The organism is Roseibium sp. MMSF_3412 (assembly GCF_030733265.1).
Taxonomy (GTDB): domain Bacteria; phylum Pseudomonadota; class Alphaproteobacteria; order Rhizobiales; family Stappiaceae; genus Roseibium.
In genome coordinates this window covers 274,746-291,898 of record NZ_JASHJI010000004.1, presented here as the reverse complement: position 1 = coordinate 291,898, position 17,153 = coordinate 274,746, and the positions used below count along the sequence as shown (strand labels likewise).

The 17,153-nt window shown below is 51.2% G+C and carries 18 protein-coding genes; 13 read left to right on the top strand and 5 right to left on the bottom strand.

The annotated features are described in order from the left end of the window. The first annotated feature begins 5 nt into the window (after nucleotides 1-5). The 7 genes from RBB49_RS10210 (at nucleotide 6) to RBB49_RS10180 (ending at nucleotide 7,460) form a co-directional block, all read left to right on the top strand. Complete coding sequence (locus RBB49_RS10210) at nucleotides 6-929, top strand: sugar kinase (protein ID WP_306142651.1); 924 nt, start codon at nucleotides 6-8, stop codon at nucleotides 927-929. Continuing rightward, on the top strand, nucleotides 926-1,627 hold the full coding sequence (locus tag RBB49_RS10205) for an SDR family NAD(P)-dependent oxidoreductase (protein WP_306142650.1): 702 nt from the start codon (nucleotides 926-928) through the stop codon (nucleotides 1,625-1,627). The genes RBB49_RS10210 and RBB49_RS10205 overlap by 4 nt, the downstream gene beginning before the upstream one ends. Nucleotides 1,628-1,658: 31 nt before the next feature. Next, nucleotides 1,659-2,186: a 2,4'-dihydroxyacetophenone dioxygenase family protein gene (locus RBB49_RS10200; RefSeq protein WP_306142648.1), complete on the top strand. Its 528-nt coding sequence runs from the start codon at nucleotides 1,659-1,661 to the stop codon at nucleotides 2,184-2,186. A 1,132-nt stretch (nucleotides 2,187-3,318) separates the two neighbouring features. Beyond that, entirely contained in the window at nucleotides 3,319-4,920 is a 1,602-nt protein-coding gene (locus RBB49_RS10195; RefSeq protein ID WP_306142645.1) for a recombinase family protein, read from the top strand. After that, a complete protein-coding gene (locus tag RBB49_RS10190; protein WP_306142644.1) occupies nucleotides 4,920-5,807 on the top strand; it encodes a ParB/RepB/Spo0J family partition protein in 888 nt (295 codons plus the stop codon). Before RBB49_RS10195 ends, RBB49_RS10190 begins: the two co-directional genes overlap by 1 nt. Further along, nucleotides 5,804-6,715 (top strand): plasmid partitioning protein RepB C-terminal domain-containing protein, encoded by a 912-nt coding sequence (locus RBB49_RS10185; protein ID WP_306142643.1) that lies wholly within the window; start codon nucleotides 5,804-5,806, stop codon nucleotides 6,713-6,715. The genes RBB49_RS10190 and RBB49_RS10185 overlap by 4 nt, the downstream gene beginning before the upstream one ends. Before the next feature lie 118 nt (nucleotides 6,716-6,833). Further along, a complete protein-coding gene (locus RBB49_RS10180) occupies nucleotides 6,834-7,460 on the top strand; it encodes a LysE family translocator (RefSeq protein WP_306142642.1) in 627 nt (208 codons plus the stop codon). Between the two features lie 58 nt (nucleotides 7,461-7,518). Here RBB49_RS10180 and RBB49_RS10175 read toward each other — a convergent pair whose 3' ends face one another. Both RBB49_RS10175 and RBB49_RS28395 read right to left on the bottom strand, forming a co-directional pair. Further along, on the bottom strand, nucleotides 7,519-8,085 hold the full coding sequence (locus RBB49_RS10175) for a hypothetical protein (protein ID WP_306142641.1): 567 nt from the start codon (nucleotides 8,083-8,085) through the stop codon (nucleotides 7,519-7,521). A 768-nt stretch (nucleotides 8,086-8,853) separates the two neighbouring features. Further along, entirely contained in the window at nucleotides 8,854-8,934 is an 81-nt protein-coding gene (locus RBB49_RS28395) for an excalibur calcium-binding domain-containing protein (protein ID WP_369293624.1), read from the bottom strand. Between the two features lie 248 nt (nucleotides 8,935-9,182). Between RBB49_RS28395 and RBB49_RS28390 the strand changes: the two genes are divergently transcribed. Then, complete coding sequence (locus RBB49_RS28390) at nucleotides 9,183-9,599, top strand: thermonuclease family protein (RefSeq protein ID WP_369293623.1); 417 nt, start codon at nucleotides 9,183-9,185, stop codon at nucleotides 9,597-9,599. A gap of 163 nt (nucleotides 9,600-9,762) precedes the next feature. On the opposite strand, the gene RBB49_RS10170 is transcribed toward RBB49_RS28390, so the two are convergent. Both RBB49_RS10170 and RBB49_RS10165 read right to left on the bottom strand, forming a co-directional pair. After that, the gene (locus RBB49_RS10170; protein ID WP_306142640.1) at nucleotides 9,763-10,326 is read right to left on the bottom strand and encodes a hypothetical protein; all 564 of its coding nucleotides are present in this window, start codon (nucleotides 10,324-10,326) and stop codon (nucleotides 9,763-9,765) included. A gap of 229 nt (nucleotides 10,327-10,555) precedes the next feature. After that, the gene (locus RBB49_RS10165; protein WP_306142639.1) at nucleotides 10,556-11,041 is read right to left on the bottom strand and encodes a helix-turn-helix domain-containing protein; all 486 of its coding nucleotides are present in this window, start codon (nucleotides 11,039-11,041) and stop codon (nucleotides 10,556-10,558) included. A gap of 51 nt (nucleotides 11,042-11,092) precedes the next feature. Here RBB49_RS10165 and RBB49_RS10160 point away from each other — a divergent pair, with 51 nt between their 5' ends. From RBB49_RS10160 to RBB49_RS10145, 4 genes are all read left to right on the top strand, one after another. Further along, a complete protein-coding gene (locus RBB49_RS10160) occupies nucleotides 11,093-11,308 on the top strand; it encodes a helix-turn-helix domain-containing protein (RefSeq protein WP_306142638.1) in 216 nt (71 codons plus the stop codon). A gap of 98 nt (nucleotides 11,309-11,406) precedes the next feature. After that, complete coding sequence (locus tag RBB49_RS10155) at nucleotides 11,407-12,339, top strand: hypothetical protein (protein ID WP_306142636.1); 933 nt, start codon at nucleotides 11,407-11,409, stop codon at nucleotides 12,337-12,339. Between the two features lie 117 nt (nucleotides 12,340-12,456). Further along, complete coding sequence (locus RBB49_RS10150; RefSeq protein WP_306142635.1) at nucleotides 12,457-12,588, top strand: hypothetical protein; 132 nt, start codon at nucleotides 12,457-12,459, stop codon at nucleotides 12,586-12,588. 570 nt (nucleotides 12,589-13,158) lie between these two features. After that, entirely contained in the window at nucleotides 13,159-13,575 is a 417-nt protein-coding gene (locus tag RBB49_RS10145; protein WP_306142633.1) for a hypothetical protein, read from the top strand. A 204-nt stretch (nucleotides 13,576-13,779) separates the two neighbouring features. On the opposite strand, the gene RBB49_RS10140 is transcribed toward RBB49_RS10145, so the two are convergent. Beyond that, a complete protein-coding gene (locus RBB49_RS10140) occupies nucleotides 13,780-13,953 on the bottom strand; it encodes a hypothetical protein (RefSeq protein WP_306142631.1) in 174 nt (57 codons plus the stop codon). A gap of 161 nt (nucleotides 13,954-14,114) precedes the next feature. Between RBB49_RS10140 and RBB49_RS10135 the strand changes: the two genes are divergently transcribed. After that, entirely contained in the window at nucleotides 14,115-17,120 is a 3,006-nt protein-coding gene (locus tag RBB49_RS10135) for a hypothetical protein (protein ID WP_306142630.1), read from the top strand. Nucleotides 17,121-17,153 lie beyond the last annotated feature (33 nt).

Sequence of the window (17,153 nt, the reverse complement as noted above, 5' to 3'; positions counted from 1 at the left end):
GGAACATGCAACCCGACATCATTTGTCTCGGCGAGCCGATGCTGGAGTTCAACGAACAGGCGGACGGGCGCTTTTTGAAAGGGCATGGCGGTGATACCTCCAACGCCGCGATTGCCGCTGCGCGCCAGGGCGCATCCGTCGGCTACCTGACCCGGGTCGGCAGGGACGCATTTGCCGATGAATTCCTGCAGCTCTGGCAATCGGAAGGTGTTGATACCTCAAGGGTGGTACAGGACCCGGAGGCACCGACCGGCATCTATTTTGTCAGCCACAACGACAACGGCCATACATTCACCTATCGGCGCAAGGGGTCCGCGGCGAGCCGGATGACACCTGCGGATCTGCCCGAAGACTATATTGCCGGAGCCCGCATCCTGCATGTCTCCGGCATCAGCCAGGCGATCTCCGCCAATGCCGCCGATGCCGTCTTTGCCGCCATGGACCTGTGCCGGAACGCCGGCGGCTGGGTGTCCTATGACACCAATCTGCGCCTCAATCTCTGGCCCCTGGAACGCGCGCGGGCCGTGACCCACGCGGCCATGGCCAAGGCCCATATTGCCCTGCCCGGTCTGGAAGATGCCGTCCAACTGACGGGCTTCACTGACCCGGACGCGATTGCGGACTTTTATCTTGATCTGGGCTGTGAGATCGTGGCGCTGACACTTGGCAAGGACGGCACGCTGATCGCGCTAAGGGACGAACGCAGGCGCGTTCCGGGTCAACCGGTGTCCCCGGTCGATGCGACCGCCGCCGGCGACACGTTCGACGGAGCCTTTCTTGCCGAGATGGCGGCCGGCCGCGATCCTTACGAGGCGGCCAGCTATGCAAACGCCGCCGCCGCGCTGTCGACCCAAGGCTACGGGGCCGTCGCTCCCATGCCGAGGCGCCGGGACGTGCTGCGGTTCATGAGGGAGGGGCAGGCGGCATGAAACAGGCCTTGGTGACAGGTGGAACGCGCGGTATCGGCTTCGGAGTTGTGCAGACACTGCTGGACGAAGGCTGGGCGGTTACCGCCACCGGAGTTACCGAGGCCGAGGTTGCCGCTTGCCCGGCGCTTGAGAACCTGACTGCCGTCGCGCTTGATGTCACAGATGACGCCCAGATTGCAGAGCTTGTCGGCACCCATGACCGGCTCGATGGCCTCGTGAATTGCGCGGGGATCCTGCTGCGCGAGGCGGAATACGAAATCGAGACTTTCTGCAAGGTGATCGATGTGAACCTGACCGGCACGATGCGCATGTGCCTGGCGGCCAGGCCGCTTCTGGAGCGCTCGGGCGGGGCCATCGTCAACACGGCTTCGATGCTCAGCTATTTCGGCGGTCCGCTGGTGCCCGCCTATTCCGCTTCCAAGGGCGGCGTTGCGCAACTGACCAAGGCACTGGCCGCGAAATGGGCAGAGGACGGTATCAGGGTCAACGCCGTTGCGCCCGGATGGATCGAGACGGAAATGACCGCCGGCCTGCGGGAGCAGTCCGAGCGCGAGCGCACGATCCTTGCCCGCACGCCGCTGGGCCGCTGGGGGCAGCCGCAGGAAGTCGGCGCGCTGGTCGCCTGGCTCTTGAGCGGCAAGGCAAAATTCGTGACGGGTGCGGTCTACCCGGTCGATGGTGGCTATTCCGCCGTCTGACAGGAACAGGTAAAAGAGGAGAGGAACTTAGATGCCCCTAGACGCAAAAGACGAGAACCCGCGGATCCCGTATCAGCTGCCGTTTCCCAGGGACGCGCAGGCGGAGATCGTGGTGCCGTCGGCGATCCCGGAGGACGAGCGCGTCTGGGTGCCCCAGACGGAAAACGTCTGGTTCCGTCCGCTCTGTCTCAACAGGAGCCAGGGCTACTGGGTCAATCTCTTGCGGGTGCGCAAATCCGGCGTCCTGTCGCGCCACCGCCACCCCAATCCCGTGCATGGTTACGTCATCAAGGGGCGCTGGCATTATCTGGAGCATGACTGGGTCGCCGAGGCCGGCGGCTATGTCTACGAGCCCCCGGGCGAAACCCACACGCTTGTCGTGCCGGATGATGTCGAGGAGATGATCACCCTCTTTCAGGTCAACGGCATCATGTATTACGTCGACCCCTACGGCAAACCGCTCGGCTATGAGGACGTCTTCACCAAGATCGACATGTGCCGCCAGCACTACGCCGACGTCGGCCTGGGCGAGGACTACGTGGACCAGTTCCTGCGGTAAGGGGTGGATGCTGGAATAGCGGACGCGACACCGGGTGTTGAACTTGAACGGCGACGCACCCTTGAAGTCAGCGCGCAGGGTAGAGGATGGCGGCTGACGAAACGGTGCGGGCTTCTTCGAAGCTTCAAGCGCCATCAACGTCCCCCTGCGCAGTCTGTGCGGTCCTTATCGATCACGTGTGAACCCACGGTCTCATCTCGAAGGTGAGAGACCCGCAAATCGCTGACGCTCGCTTGCGGCACCGGGCCTGCGGGTTCAATTGTGCCCGTGCTGTCCATGGACAGCCCAACCACGACTTTCCACAAAAGCCCCGATGGACGACGCTGTTCCGCTTCGGTCCGTTAACTCAAGCTGACTTGAAATTCTGGCGCACCCGAGAGGATTCGAACCTCTGGCCTCTGCCTTCGGAGGGCAGTAATTATTCTACAAACAAGTATAATATATCAAGAATAATAGACATTTATGGAAAAATATCTCGCTCAGTGTCGCTTGATCTCGCTCACTATTGTGCCAAATTTGTGCCAAACAAGCATCGCTGATTTCCAGCGGTCTTATCGGTTGTCTTCACAGTTCCTTCGGCGTCAAACAGATGAGCACCACCGAATCGATCTAAGAGCGCACCCGCTGCCTCGGACCCGGCCGAAATGTCAATGATCAGAAAAGCTTATGTATCAACACGGCAGCGGACCGCACTTGGTCGTTGTTAGTTCATTGCATTTTCCAGTTGCTTTAGTGTGGCTAGGAGAACCTTCCTGAATCGAGATACCTCAAGGTCAACAATTACTCGTTCTCTTCCGGCCATGATCAAAAACGCCTCCAGAACCGCGTCAGAATGATGGGAGAGCATGGCTAGGTGAGGCGCGCTTGGCCCATGCTCCGCTGCAAGCCAGTTGGTAACAGTGCGTTCGCCAGCACCGGTCCACCGACGCACTGTCTTTACGGCTCTATGAGTCCCTCCAAGATCCCTACGTAGGGCGGTTGAAATAATAGCGGCATAAGCCTCTGAGCTCAGTTGTTCGATTGAACCAGCATGCAAGTTGTTGCGCATTTTCGGCGACATGTTGCATCCCCTCTCCAGATATAATTTTCGCGGAGTTTTTGCTGTAGCTGATTAAGCAGCAAAAACTCGTCTGTGGCATCTGCGCGTGACGGCTGGAAGATGGGTTCGAGAGAGGACATCGATGGGAGTAAAGATGGTGAGCGTGACGAAGCGAGCACGCACGCCGCCGAATATGTTCGCATGTCTACCGAACATCAGAGGTATTCGACAGAAAACCAAGCCGAAGTAATCAGCCGGTATGCAAACAAGCGTGGTCTCAAGATCGTCCGCACTTACACCGACTCCGGGCGAAGTGGTCTAAACATTGAAGGCCGCGACGGACTCAGCCAGTTGATCTTGGATATTGAAAGCGGCAACGCAAATTTTTCGGTAATCCTAGTCTACGACATCAGTCGTTGGGGGCGGTTTCAAGATGCAGACGAAAGTGCGTTCTACGAATATCGATGTCGCCGAGCAGGTGTTCAGGTGGAATACTGCGCAGAGCAGTTCGAAAATGACGGCAGTATCGGATCCGATGTACAAAAGGTCGTCAAACGACGAATGGCAGCGGAGTACAGCCGAGAACTCTCCGTCAAAGTGTTCGCTGGGCAATGCCGTCTCATTGAAATGGGTTATCGACAAGGTGGAATGGCTGGATTTGGTCTGCGCCGCGAGCTCAGAGATGAGCACGGCCGACCAAAAGGTCTTCTAAAGCGCGGAGAAAGGAAAAGTATCCAAACCGATAGGGTTGTGCTCGTTCCAGGGCCTTCAGAGGAAGTCGCAATTGTCAGGTGGATCTATCAGCGGTTCGTGGTGGACGGATTGGATGAAACAGCGATCGCCCAGCAGCTAAACCAACGAGGCGTCACCACAGACCTTGACCGCCCTTGGACCAGGGGCACCGTGCATCAAATTCTCATCAACGAAAAGTACATCGGCAACAATGTCTGGAACCACGTTTCGTTCAAGCTCAAGCAGCATCGTCTTAAAAATGATGCGTCGATGCTAGTTCGCGCCGACCATGCTTTCGAGGCGATCGTTGATCATCGAGCCTTCGATGCAGCCCGTGCAATTATTGAAGCCCGCTCACATCATCTAACCAATGACGAGATGCTTGATCAGTTGAGATCTGTCTATGAACGGACAGGCGTACTTTCTGGATTGATAATCGATGAAACGCCCGACTGTCCATCGAGCCAAGCCTTTAGCCATCGATTTGGCGGGCTGCTGAAAGCGTACAAGCTGATCGGATACACTCCAGAAAGAGACTATCGCTACATCGAAGTAAACAGGGCTCTGCGGCGGCGCTACCCTGATACGGTCGATGAGACTATCTCAGGGATTGAGAAGGCTGGAGGAACTGTCTCCAGAGACGAGATTACAGATCTTCTGACGATAAACCAGGAATTTACAGCTTCGCTTGCGATCAGTCGCTGCTTTCAAACGAATGCAGGTTCATTGCGTTGGAAAGTGCGGCTTGATCGGAGCCTATATCCAGACCTTACGATCGCGGTACGGATGAATAGTGAAAACGCCAGTGCGAAGGATTACCTCATCCTCCCAACGTTTGATGTTGAAGCCGAAACTCTGAGGCTTTCTGAAGACAATGGGATTTGGATTGATGCCTATCGATTTGAAACGCTGAGCCCACTATTTGCTTTGGCGGAACGCCTCTCAATTCACGAGGCTGCATGATGCCAGACGCAGAAACACTTCAAATCGAGCTGGTTCCCATTCACAGGATCTCCATCCTAAACCCTCGGGTGCGTAACAAGAAAATTTTTAGAGAAATCATTTCGAGCATTCGAGATGTGGGTTTAAAGCGGCCCATTACCGTTTCTAAGACGGAAGAGGAATCAGAAGCGCGTTACCAACTGGTGTGCGGGCAGGGCAGGCTTGAGGCTTTCAAACAGTTAGGACAGACGGAAATACCCGCGATCGTCATTCAGGTAGACACTCAAACAAGCTTAGTGAAGAGCTTGGTTGAAAACTGCGCGCGTCGGCAGCACCAAGCAATCGACTTGGTTCGTGACATAGAAGGTATGAACGAAAGGGGCTACAGCGAGACCGAAATTGCCAGTAAGACAGGGCTTTCAACTGAGTATGTAAGGGGTATCGGAAAACTTATTCGTCAAGGTGAACAGCGTCTACTTCGTTCCGTTGAAGCAGGACATATTCCAATCAGTGTCGCAGTTGAGATTGTTGACGCTGATGACGACGGAATTCAAGATGCTCTTCAAAACGCTTATGAAAACAACATTCTTAGAGGACGTAAGCTTCTAATCGCTAAGAAAGTCATTGAGAGCCGGAACCTTCGAGGCAAGGCTCTCCTGAGCGGCGTGAAGCGAAAGCGAAAAATCACGTCCGAGGCGTTGGTCCGTGCATATCGTGAAGACACTGATCGCAAAAAACTCCTAATTCGAAAAGCAGATGCTACGCGCAGTCGTCTGATGTTCATTGCACACGCGTTGAAGGAACTTCTGACGAACGAAGGTTTCCTTGACCTGCTTAAATCCGAGCAACTAGACACAATACCAAAAAAGCTTGCCAATCGGATGGAGCGTCAGGAGCTGACGCGATGAACCATAAAAAAGTTCCATTGATCAAACTGGCGTTTCATCGTGAATCTATAAGGTTATCCATCTCCAGCATCACACCCCTAAGGATTGTCTCGGACAGGATAAAGAAGTCCAAGAAATACGGTCAGATACGTTCCTCGATCTTCTATTCAGGTTTGGCTGAGCCTCCGGTTGTTGTCCCGGATCGCGCTGAAAGAGGGAACTACCTGCTGTTGGACGGACATATGAGAATGTCGGTCTTGAAGGAACTTGGACATGAGGAAGTTGATTGTTTGATCGCAACGGATGATGAAGCTTACACGTACAACAAGCGGGTTAATCGACTCGCTACCATCCAAGAACATCAAATGATCCTGAAAGCGATCGAAAAAGGAGTCTCAGAAGCGGTTCTGGCGCGTGTGTTGAATGTAAATATCAAGAACATCAAACAGAAACGCAAACTACTTGAAGGGATCTGTGCCGAAGTGGCGGAACTTTTGAAAGACAAGCATGTCCCGATAAACACCTTCAGGGAGTTGCGGAAAATGAAGCCGCTGAGGCAGATCGAGGCTGCCCAACTCATGATTGCGATGAACAAATTTTCATATCCATACGCGCAGTCGCTCGTTGGAGCGACCCCTACTTCTCAGTTAGTAGAGACCGCAAAGCCGAAGACAGTAAACGGACTCACCGACGAACAAATCACGCGTATGGAGCAAGAGTCTGCCCAACTAGATCGTGAGTTTCATCTGCTTGAGGAAACTTATGGTCAGGACCATCTCGATTTGGTGATTGCGACTGGATATGTGAAGCGTTTGATAGAGAATGCGCGAGTGGTTCGCTATCTCGCCCAGAGTTTCCCCGAGTTGTTGACCGAGTTTCAGAAAATCTCTGAAACCGACGAAACTACAAAGTTGAATTCTCCAAACTAAGCAACAGCCCACTCAAACGAACGATACAGGGCGCTCCAATTCGAGGCCGATGCATCAATTCTTGTTCTCGACGCAACGCGCAATTAACATCAATTCGCCCGTTAGTCTGGAGACTTTCATGATCGATACAGCGACGCTGATTGCGTATGTCGCAATTGTCTTGGGGTTCGTGTTCATACCCGGACCGGCAACACTACTGACTGTGGCGCGAGCGACGAGTTCGGGAACAAAAGCTGGAATTGCAACCGGAGCAGGGATAGCTGCCGGGGACGTTGTACACACCTTCATGGCGATCATCGGTGTATCGGCCATAATTGCGACATCAGCGCTTCTTTTCAGCGTCATCAAATACGCAGGGGCCGGTTATCTCTTATATCTCGGCATTGTCGCCATCCTTGACAAGACATCTCTGGACCTTGCTCGCGGTAGCTCACCAATAACGGCAAAAAAGGCGTTCAACCAGGCCATCATCGCGGAGGTTCTGAACCCAAAAACAGCGTTGTTCTTTCTGGCTTTCCTGCCACAGTTCGTTAAACCGGAAAACGGTTCGGTCATGCTTCAGCTCACTGCGCTTGGTACAATCTTCGTACTGCTTGGCCTATTTAGTACCGTGATCTTCGCTGTCGGGGCTGGCAGACTCGGTAGTTTCCTTAAGAAACACCCGGCAGTGGTGAAATGGCAAGGCAAAATCGTTGGTGGAATTTATTGCGCGCTTGGCGCCCGCTTGGCATTGCAGGAGCGGTAACAGGTCAGATTGTTTGAATGACCAACGGTCTTGCGAAAGTCTTGCTCAGCGGTCTCCCTTAGTAGGTATCCGTTGCTGTGTCGAGAAGGATGTAAATCCCGGCGCCGATCATCACGAAAGGTGAAAGGGTTTCGAAAAACCTCCGGACTTTTTGGTTGCTTCCAATGCTTTTGGTCAACACGGTGCCAGCGATGACAAGACCCATTATTGCGACAATAGCGCCTGTAAAGACGTGCCGGTCAAGCACTGCGGCTGTATCGGCGAAAAAAGCAGCAACTAAGATGAACGTATCGGCGCTTAGCGCAACAAAGATCACGGTGGCGCTGAAGATTGAGTGTGCTGCCTTTAGTGCGTCCGCGTCGTCTCCGCAGCGAGACATGTTTCTCCAAACTTCCCAAACACCGAGGGATAGAGGCACAATGCCGAGATAACCAAGCGCGTGCGGTGTAAAGAAAGTCACGCCCGCACCGGCAACATATGCCCCGGTAACGACCAGCATCTGCGCAAACAGGAAACCGATCAGAGCCTGCCTGTACCTTCCTGACGTCGCGATTGCGAAGAAGGCAAAGAGGCCATCGATATTGGTAAGCGCGTAGGCGAAAGCGATAGAAAGAGCAAACAGCATTTATTGTCTGCTTTAGGGTGAGACAGGCCCAAAGACAATCAGAATCCAGGGGATGAGTCGAGCAAAACTCGCACTTCAACACCCTACGCGAATAGTGCAGTATTCTCCAGCAGATGCCTACGCTTTGCATCGCAGCGAGTGTTCGCTATGGGTTGGGTATTGGCGCTAACTGAGAACAGAATTTGCTCAATTCCAGTCGTACCACGCTGAATAAATCCAAGTTACTGCGCAAACTGCATAAATCGCTCACGAATATCCATTCTAGGCTGCGGTTGAAATCTGCAACGCCAAGCATGGTTTCAAAAGATAGAATCGGAGCGAGACTAACGGCATGATAATCAAGAAAATCGCAGGGCTATCACTTATTGGAATTCTCTGTGCTGGTTGTTCAATGACCCTGGGCATCAGAGGCCAGGCAACAGACGGATCAGAAACTTTCACAGGAAAAGCGACTGGTTACCTCGACGGTGGTGGAACGCTGGAGATTACGAGCAGCAAAGGCCGGACATGCACGGGAACATTTGTTTACGTCACAAGGCGCGACGGAGAAGGCACGTTTAATTGTAGTGATGGCTCCAGCGGACCATTCCGGTTCGTATCAACAGGAACCAGGGGGACGGGTTCAGGTAACCTGAGTGGGAAACAGTTCACCTTCACATTCGGGTGACAAAAAAAGCACTTGAAACCTAGAGCGAACACGAGAAGCAGCCGAATGGCTTCTCGTACCGGCACCCGGACAGCACCAAATAGATACTACTTGAGGGTGACTCAACGTTCGCAAGCGATACCGTCACCATCACGATCCAAACGGTAAACATCAGGGCCAATTACTCGAATTGGGCCACGCACATAAACGGGTCCGTTTCCCCGGCCACCGGCACAATCAACGTCGCTCGCGATTGGTACGCATGGATCATAACTTGGGTGACAGCCTGATTGGGAATTCGTCGCGACTACAGATGCTGCCAAAAGTGCGAAGGACAAAAATAAACGGCTCACTATCGCAATCTCCCTGATTAGTTAGAAATTGCGTGTAAAATGATTATAATACAACCTATGCTTAGGTAGCAGTTTTTGAAGAATGGAATGAGTTTGGAATGGTAAGGATTGTTTTTGCAGTATGTTTTTGTCTCTTAGCCTTCAGTGCCACAGCACAGGAATGGGAAAGCTCTGTATCTCGCGTGATCGACGGCGACACATTCCAATTAAGCCGTCCGCTTGTTCGTATACGGCTATGCGGTGTTGACACTCCGGAAAGAGGTCAAAGGAACTATCAGGAAGCAACCAGGTTCACAAAGGGCCTAGTCAACGGAAAAGCCGTGCGTTGCAAGGTGGTGGGGTCGGGAACACCTTGTGATGGTCGATCACGCCGCAAATCAGGAGAACGGTTCGTAGCTCAGTGCTTCGTTGGCGAAACAGATATTGCCATGGCCTTGATCAAGTCCGGTCTTGCCTGTGCGTGGCCGAAATACTCCGGCCGCTACTATGTCGGTGACGCAAAATGCGTGCGGTGAGGTGACGGTTGCGGGTATTTGCCTTAATTGCAAATTGCATTAGCATTCCTGGAGTATTCAACCATTTTACTCGGAAGCCGTTTGCAAATCCAACGTATGGTTGCGTGGCGATCCCTGATCTGCTCCATTCTAGCTCGAATTAATCCGGGGTTTATTTTCAAAATCAGGGCTTCAGTTTTAAAGCCTCATCAAGTTCGGACTGACATTTCTCAAGAGTATTCATAGCTTTATTTGTTCCAGTCAGCGGTATAACCCCAATAAATACCTCTGGGAAATTTACGACGAGCTTACTTCCAGATCTGAATGGCGCAACAAAATCTTCTACTTTTTCTAGGGAAAAGAAGAAATTTGCACCAAATCCATCTTCCGAAGAGCGATAGAGACTGGGTATGAACTTCAAGGTGCCGTCGATAGCCATCACCATTTCATCTTCGTTCCAGTCCTTATCATCAAATTTTTCCGCATCTGTCCAGAAAGACAGTGACACGCCGCGTTCGCCTTGTATTTCCAAATTGGTTTCTATTGTAATGAGCTTTTCGGAGTGCCAAAACCTAAGCAAGCAGACACCTTCGCGCGGATCCTTGAATATCGCATATTTACCCAAGACACGATAAACGTCCAGAGTATAGTATTCGTTTACGTAATCTGGTTCAGTAGGCTTTTTTTCCTCTGCGATTGCTGGCGCAGCAAATGCGAATACAAATAGGATTGCGATCAGCTTTTTCATTTTGCTTTTCCAATCAAATCACGCTTTTTAATTCAACATTGGGAAGCCACCTTCAGATGAAGTTTGCATCTCCTCTGTTTCCCGCGCTTTATCTAATAAGTCTTCGTTTGATTTGATTGTCTTTTGATGCCATTCGACGTGCAATTTTGGCCACTCAAAATAATGAATTGCAAAAAATTCGGGTGCAAAAGTCATCTCAATCGCATCTAAAAAATCACCCGTAAGCTGCTCAGCTGTTCAATTCTCTTTCAATAAAAACAGTAAACTCCTCCGGTTTGAAACGTAGGTTAGGATTCTCCGCCCAGCGTTTCTGCTGTGCTCTAATCACAGCGATTGCTGCTGCTCTGAACGCTTCCGTGCTTGGTCTTTCATCCATCTTAGATGCAACAGCCTCGACCGCCTCAATCGCTATGCCGATGATCTGATAGCTGATTTCGGATTCGGAAATTTCCACCTTGTCGTCGAAGAACGATTGGATGGGTCGTCCGTACACAGCGGCCAGTTCTTGCAGCCGCTTGACAGTAATAGCTTCAGCATTCTTCTCCATCCGCCAGACTTGAATTCTGGATAACCCGAGGTCCTGGGCGACTTGATCCATACTCTTGCCAGAGTGTTTTCTCGCCTGTTGAAGACGCTCTTTAAGTTCCATGCGATGAATCCGAAAACAGCAGGTGTGTTTCACATCGTGCAACAGTTTTAAGAGCTTCGCAAACATTGATATTTTTCTCATTGTGAAATTTTTATGTTTCGTGATATGTAACATGACATGAAACTCGATGACTACCTATCGTTGCATGATCTTAGCCTCCGGGACTTCGCCAGAAAGGCCGGAGTAAGCGCAGCAACGGTGCTGCGTGCCAGGGACGGAAAGGTCATCGCTTCCAGGAAAACGCTTCAATCCATCGTGGACGCCACGAGCGGTCAGGTCGGGGTCGCCGATCTCATTCAACTGGAAGGGAACGAGAAAAAATCCGGCGGATAAGACAGTGAAGTGATTATCGACAGGACGGTCTTCAAAACACGTGGGGAAAGGGACCAGGAAGTCGCGATCAATCAAAAGACAAAGGAAGGATCACGAATATGAAGACAGTTTCTTTTCCCACATTCAGCATCATGAAAATCATGATAATTCCGGTGCTGCTGCTTATCGCGGGTGCGGCACATGCAGATGAACTGTCAGAGGATCAGGTCGCAGAACTCCGCCAACAAATGATCGTCTGTAACGCTGATCCGATACCCACGCATGATCGCTGTCTAGAGATACATGAACGATTGAAGGACCATTACGGTGGGTATGAGGGGTATCTTGCCGCCTTCCCTTGCTCGAACGGTCCGGATTGCAGCCGGTATGGCATAAGGCGTTCGGCGTCAGCAGAACCGGTTGATACCCGGATGAAACTCGAAGACGAACGGCGTGGATATGATCAACTGACCGCTGAACAGTTTATCGAAGCAAAGGATGATCAAACCAGATTTGTCGGTGACGTTGACGGGGCCACCGAATATGTCGTGGACCGCTACCTTACGTGTAGCGGCGAGGAAAAAACCGGTCCTCAATGCACGGCGATCAAGATGGAGACCTATGCGTATTTCGCCGGTGTAACGCTTCGAGAATACCAGGATGGCAGTGTTGCCGAACAGCAGGTGATGCGGGACCAAGGCGAAAAACGCCTGAATGAATATCTCGGAAAAAGTGGGAATTCTGTTGCACATAACCGAGAAGAGATCCGTGTCAGTCATGGGCAACAGGATTCTGGCGTTGATCTCCTCACTGAAAGACTACACGTCATCGGCAGGCACCTAGAATGCCTGAAGAGTGATCCGCAAGAGAAGCTGTCCAGTTCACACGAATTGATCTGTATGCGGATTTATATGGACGCAAAGCTGCACTTCGTCGGGGTCGAATATGACGAATACGTCCTGCTGCCGCTGGAACAACGCAATGAACTCGATGAACGCGGTCGGCTGATGCTCGAACAGTGGATTACCGTTCAAACGGATGATTTGTCCTGATAGGCGAATTGCAACCAAAGACCACGCTTCGCATTGATAAAATTTTTGGTTGCAATTGCGCTATGGCCGATTTCGTTGGTGGGGGTGAGTGTTCAAGAGTGCTGATTGGGATGATTCTTGAAGAATCTTATCGTTTTCGCAGTCGCGATGCTGGTCACCACCGGTGCCGGTGCGACGGATGGTTTCGACGGTCTGTATTACCCGGAAGGAACGGATCCACCCAGTTCGGGTCACCGAATTGCCCAGTAACTCCATCCCGGTGGAATTTTAATTGAAGACGGGACGGTTTACCGGACGGAGACCACTTGCAGGCTTATCGAACCGAGACAATCCGCAGAAGGCACAGAATTCGTCACAGACTGTCAGGTGGCGGGCGAACCTTATCTGCTTGGTGTTCAGGAGAGACGCGAATAGGCAGGTGCCGACATGGAGGACCTGCTTCCACTCGCGATGGAATTCCGCCAGGTCGCGGTTTTCGCAGGATTCTGCCACCGTGAAATTCTAACCCCAGCACTTGAGCGGAATGGCATCGGCATAGTTTCACTTCGTGAGCGCAGCATAAAAATAAGACAAATTGATGATTTTTAGAGAAGTTTCTAAATAAAATTCATTTTTGAAGAACAAAAAATAATACTAATATTTGAATATTCTTGAAGAATAAAATAAAATTTTGAAAATAGTTTTAATATTTATTGCATAATGAGATTTATAGACCATATTTTTCTATGCGATGGAAAATCTAATCGCATTTGTTGCCGAGAATACTTTCGACAAAGGGTTCAGTTTTCGCGCAATCTACAACCTGAATGGACAAATATTATGAATAGCGTTAAACAACACACTAACGTAGAACCACCACTTGGCAGATTAGAGCATCATACCCATGGTGGACTATGCGAGGCATATGCTCGTATTTTCAGTGAATACCCAAGCCCCGCTGCCTTTATCGACAATCTCGAAACGCATGTCGAAGTAGTTGATGGAGTGATATCCGTGGGCGAGGCGATTGAACTGGATATCAGTTGTTCCGTTGAAGACAACATCCTCCAAATCGAGGACAATATTATTGTTTTGGTTGCGGATGCGGTTAACAAGTTCAACGAGTCAGGCACCACCGATGCTGAAACCTACGAAGGGCCGTCCAACTTCGATGCAATTGCATCGCAGTACGACGCCTTCAAAGAGCTGCAAAACGCTTGGGACGCCATCAATCTTAGTTACCTGCGCGACTTCTGATCGAATGCAGAAAGTAAGCACTCGCGTCGTGATACCCTTTTGGGTGGTTCTCCAAATTGGAAATTATCCCAATTAGGGACATCCGTGAATGCACAGACCATCGGAAGTGAGCCATATAGCCCACCCAGAGACACCAATCGAAACGGCCAATGACGTGTAGTGTCATCCAAACCGATGCGTTTCTAGTCTGGTCTTTACACAGGATCACGCCTCCTCCCGGTCTTCTTCTTGAGGACCAGAGGTGGCGTCTTCGATAAAACAATCCAGCGCTTGGTTTACGATGTCTCCGAGCCGCTGGTCGGTTTGAAGTGCAAGAATTCGTGCTTCCAGCAGTAGCTGTGGGTCGATATTCCGGATGGTGTGTCTGGTGGTCTGCATGATGCGATCTCCTGCGGTTACACAGGTATTTAGGGTCGCTCGCAATTCGACATGAAGGGTTTGATCGCCGAACCGGACAAGCATCCCAAGGCTGCTGGATAAATAGAGTCTGACATGGCGTCGAAGCATTCCGAGTCGCGCCAGCGGACGGAGATTACCCTATGAAAAACAGAAATTCGCCAAGACGGCGTGACATAAACGAACTTGCCATTTCGCCAAAGCACAAGAAGCAGCTTGAACGCGCCCAAAATCGTTATTCGAATGATTTGGCTGAAAAATACCTCATCGAGACATTTGACCGTTTTAGGAACGAGGAGACTGAAGGCTTCCCTCATTTGTTCAAACGAGAAAAGGGGGCGTTCATGCATTTCGATTTGATGAAAATGTTGGATGACTGCGAAAAGGACAATGGGGATTTCGATTGGGATGCGATCCAACAACAATCGACACTGTTCTGCAATCCGCTTGGTGAAGGTGAGTACGATCAAAATAAACGTATACCGGGGAAATCATCCGGCGGTACACCACCTGGACAGCGGATCGTGAATGCCGGTTGGCTTTGTTTGACCTACGAGTATGACGGTCTAGACGGGGCGGACCTTGAGATGCAACTGGATTGGTTCGCAGGCAAACCGGAGAATTGTTCGTTTGCCAAGGTTCACAGTGCCTTGTCGAAGTATCCGGATTATCGCGGCTATTGTGTCGTGTTTTCCGGACATAAAAGCCTTCATATCCATACGGTGTGGGATATCCGACATCTGTCCAAAGAGCTTTCCCAAAACACCACCAAACCCATCAAAACCCTCTGGTCGGGTGATGTGCCGGATGAGGCTCTGGGACCGCTATATCGCATGGCATGGGCGGATGTGGCCGAAGTCATAACGGACAAGCTCGATACCAATATCACCTTTGACACACGCCTACGAAGTTTGGTCCAGAAACGCCGGTCACCATGGGGAGTGAGAACGATCTCCAAGTCTGGAAACATCCATGGCTTCCACGTGGGTGATCAGGTCGTCCAGACCGTTGTTCAAGAACGAATTAACAATTCGGTACCACGTGGGGCAAAGAACGCACCGCTATTCAGTATCAATAAATACAACAAAGTTGCCCCGCTTATGCGGGATTCTCAACGGCGTCCCAGCAATAGGGCCGTCAGATGCGATGCGCGTTCAGCCGTCATCGATAAGCTCAAAACTTACCTTGCCGATCAGTGGGGTTCCGGATTTCCAGAACCCGTCGAGATACAATTTGACGGCATCCATAATATTCTGTTCTTCAGAAACGATGTTCATGACATCCACCCGTCTACAATGGTTCAGGGTGACTTTCGACGGTTGATACTCGCCGGTCGGGGTGCTCCTGCTGGCGATGTATTCCTTCCAAACGATCTGTCCTTGGACGAAACCCTCGACCTGCTCTTTCCAGAAGACTCTTCAGAATTCGTTTCACATCAGTCCCGCAGGTTAAGAGATCGAATGATAGGACCCAGACGGTTTGCAGCAAAAGCGACAGATAAGGAAAGTGCCCGCAACGAGGCCGGGAGGATACTCCGCTGCGTTTCAGACTTCTCCGGATTGACTCTGGTTCAGGCACCAGAGGGATTGGGCAAGACCTACGCACTGCTCAACAGCGCAATGGAACTTCGATGGGATGAAGATGCGGTGCGATACCAGAATGCCGTTGCCAGAGGTGATACACCGGAATTAACCAAAGGCTTCACGGTTGTTTCCTGTTCAAGCTATTTGCAACTCCATGAAAAGCGCGACGAGCTTCTCCACATGCCGGACAGCCCTGCGAATGCGATCGTCCTGCCGTCGATATCAAAGATTTATCATGAAGCACTTGAGCAGTTTCCAGAGCAGACCGCCCTTACCACAAGAGACGCTGGCGACCATGAATACCGTTCATTGATTGAGGCGATCCAGGCTATCCAGCCCCACGTCTATGCACGAATGAAAGTGCTTCGGGATGAGCTGTGGAAGTGTGAAGATGGCACCGCGCGGTTCCAATCGGACGCGTTTGTCTTCATGGTTCATGATCTACTAAAGGTATGGCCGCATGCTCTTTACACACGGGCTTTCCTGCATCCTGAGTTTCAAGACGAATTTGATCCGGACGAGGCAAAACCGTACGCGGATCAAATGTTGCCCTACCGGGTGATATTTGATGAAGTTTCGTGGAACGATTTGGTCGTCGTGTATGATGAAGAGATCGTTTTGTTTGCCGCTAGTGTTCGCGAACAATGCAAAAAACCATCAGGAAAAGGCTGGGACGACGCTACCCTTTCTGAACGCACACATGCATATGGCGTGACACTCCAGAAAACCGGCGTCTCCCGGAAAGACTTCGGTTTTGAAGACTGTGATGCGATTGTTCGGCTGAATTTCAAGGCAGAAGATCGGTTCGCAGTCGATACTGAAACCATCCCGTTCGGGAAAGGACGTTCCGATAAGAATATCTATGCTGTAACTCATGGTAACGCCTACTATTCAAAGTCGCTGCGCTGGTTCCGGTCGCTCGGGTGCCCCGTTATCATTTTGACCACAGAAGACCTTCCCCGGCTGATTGCGAAGGCAATCAATCAAACAGCTTCAAACGCTGACAAGATTACAATCATCAATCTGACCAACACCCCGCATTTGCAACGAGATACGGTTGATCTTGTTTTAGAAGAACGGGTACGTGGTCCCAGAAAGCAGACGGGTGATTTCGAGAAATCGGATCAATCGGTCGTTGAACTTGCCGAAGAGCTACTGGCCAATGGATGGGATCATGTAATCTCCGACAAACTTGGTAATGCGAAAGACAAGTTTGAACCGGGAACAACGATGACGCATGTCGCGGCCAGAGGACGTAATGATCTTGTAGGGAAACGCATCGCAACATTCGCAACATATCCATCGGTCAACGAATTCGAACGGCTGAACGTTCTGGGTGTTGCATTCGATATTGCCAATCCAATTGCGGTTTCATTTCGTGACAAGATCTATCAAGACCTTGGCCGCAACCTAGGCTTCCGGTATGTGCCCGGCCAAACTGAATCGATGCATGCAGTGTTCATCAAGCCAAGCCTGTTTCGGGACATCAACAAATTGTCCTGCGAAGGAATCGAGGGCATTGGTTATGATCGATACAACTTCCGGCTTTTGCCGTATTCTACCTAGATCCTCGTCGGCCCTCATGCGGATTTGATCGCG

Bases quoted from the DNA above. Each gene is read 5' to 3' on its own strand.
- RBB49_RS10210 (WP_306142651.1), top strand. From the start codon at position 6: ATGCAACCCGACATCATTTGTCTCGGCGAGCCGATGCTGGAGTTCAAC.
- RBB49_RS10205 (WP_306142650.1), top strand. From the start codon at position 926: ATGAAACAGGCCTTGGTGACAGGTGGAACGCGCGGTATCGGCTTCGGA.
- RBB49_RS10200 (WP_306142648.1), top strand. From the start codon at position 1,659: ATGCCCCTAGACGCAAAAGACGAGAACCCGCGGATCCCGTATCAGCTG.
- RBB49_RS10190 (WP_306142644.1), top strand. From the start codon at position 4,920: ATGCCAGACGCAGAAACACTTCAAATCGAGCTGGTTCCCATTCACAGG.
- RBB49_RS10185 (WP_306142643.1), top strand. From the start codon at position 5,804: ATGAACCATAAAAAAGTTCCATTGATCAAACTGGCGTTTCATCGTGAA.
- RBB49_RS10180 (WP_306142642.1), top strand. From the start codon at position 6,834: ATGATCGATACAGCGACGCTGATTGCGTATGTCGCAATTGTCTTGGGG.
- RBB49_RS10175 (WP_306142641.1), bottom strand. From the start codon at position 8,085: ATGCTGTTTGCTCTTTCTATCGCTTTCGCCTACGCGCTTACCAATATC.
- RBB49_RS28390 (WP_369293623.1), top strand. From the start codon at position 9,183: ATGGTAAGGATTGTTTTTGCAGTATGTTTTTGTCTCTTAGCCTTCAGT.
- RBB49_RS10170 (WP_306142640.1), bottom strand. From the start codon at position 10,326: ATGAAAAAGCTGATCGCAATCCTATTTGTATTCGCATTTGCTGCGCCA.
- RBB49_RS10165 (WP_306142639.1), bottom strand. From the start codon at position 11,041: ATGTTTGCGAAGCTCTTAAAACTGTTGCACGATGTGAAACACACCTGC.
- RBB49_RS10160 (WP_306142638.1), top strand. From the start codon at position 11,093: ATGAAACTCGATGACTACCTATCGTTGCATGATCTTAGCCTCCGGGAC.
- RBB49_RS10155 (WP_306142636.1), top strand. From the start codon at position 11,407: ATGAAGACAGTTTCTTTTCCCACATTCAGCATCATGAAAATCATGATA.
- RBB49_RS10145 (WP_306142633.1), top strand. From the start codon at position 13,159: ATGAATAGCGTTAAACAACACACTAACGTAGAACCACCACTTGGCAGA.
- RBB49_RS10140 (WP_306142631.1), bottom strand. From the start codon at position 13,953: ATGCAGACCACCAGACACACCATCCGGAATATCGACCCACAGCTACTG.
- RBB49_RS10135 (WP_306142630.1), top strand. From the start codon at position 14,115: ATGAAAAACAGAAATTCGCCAAGACGGCGTGACATAAACGAACTTGCC.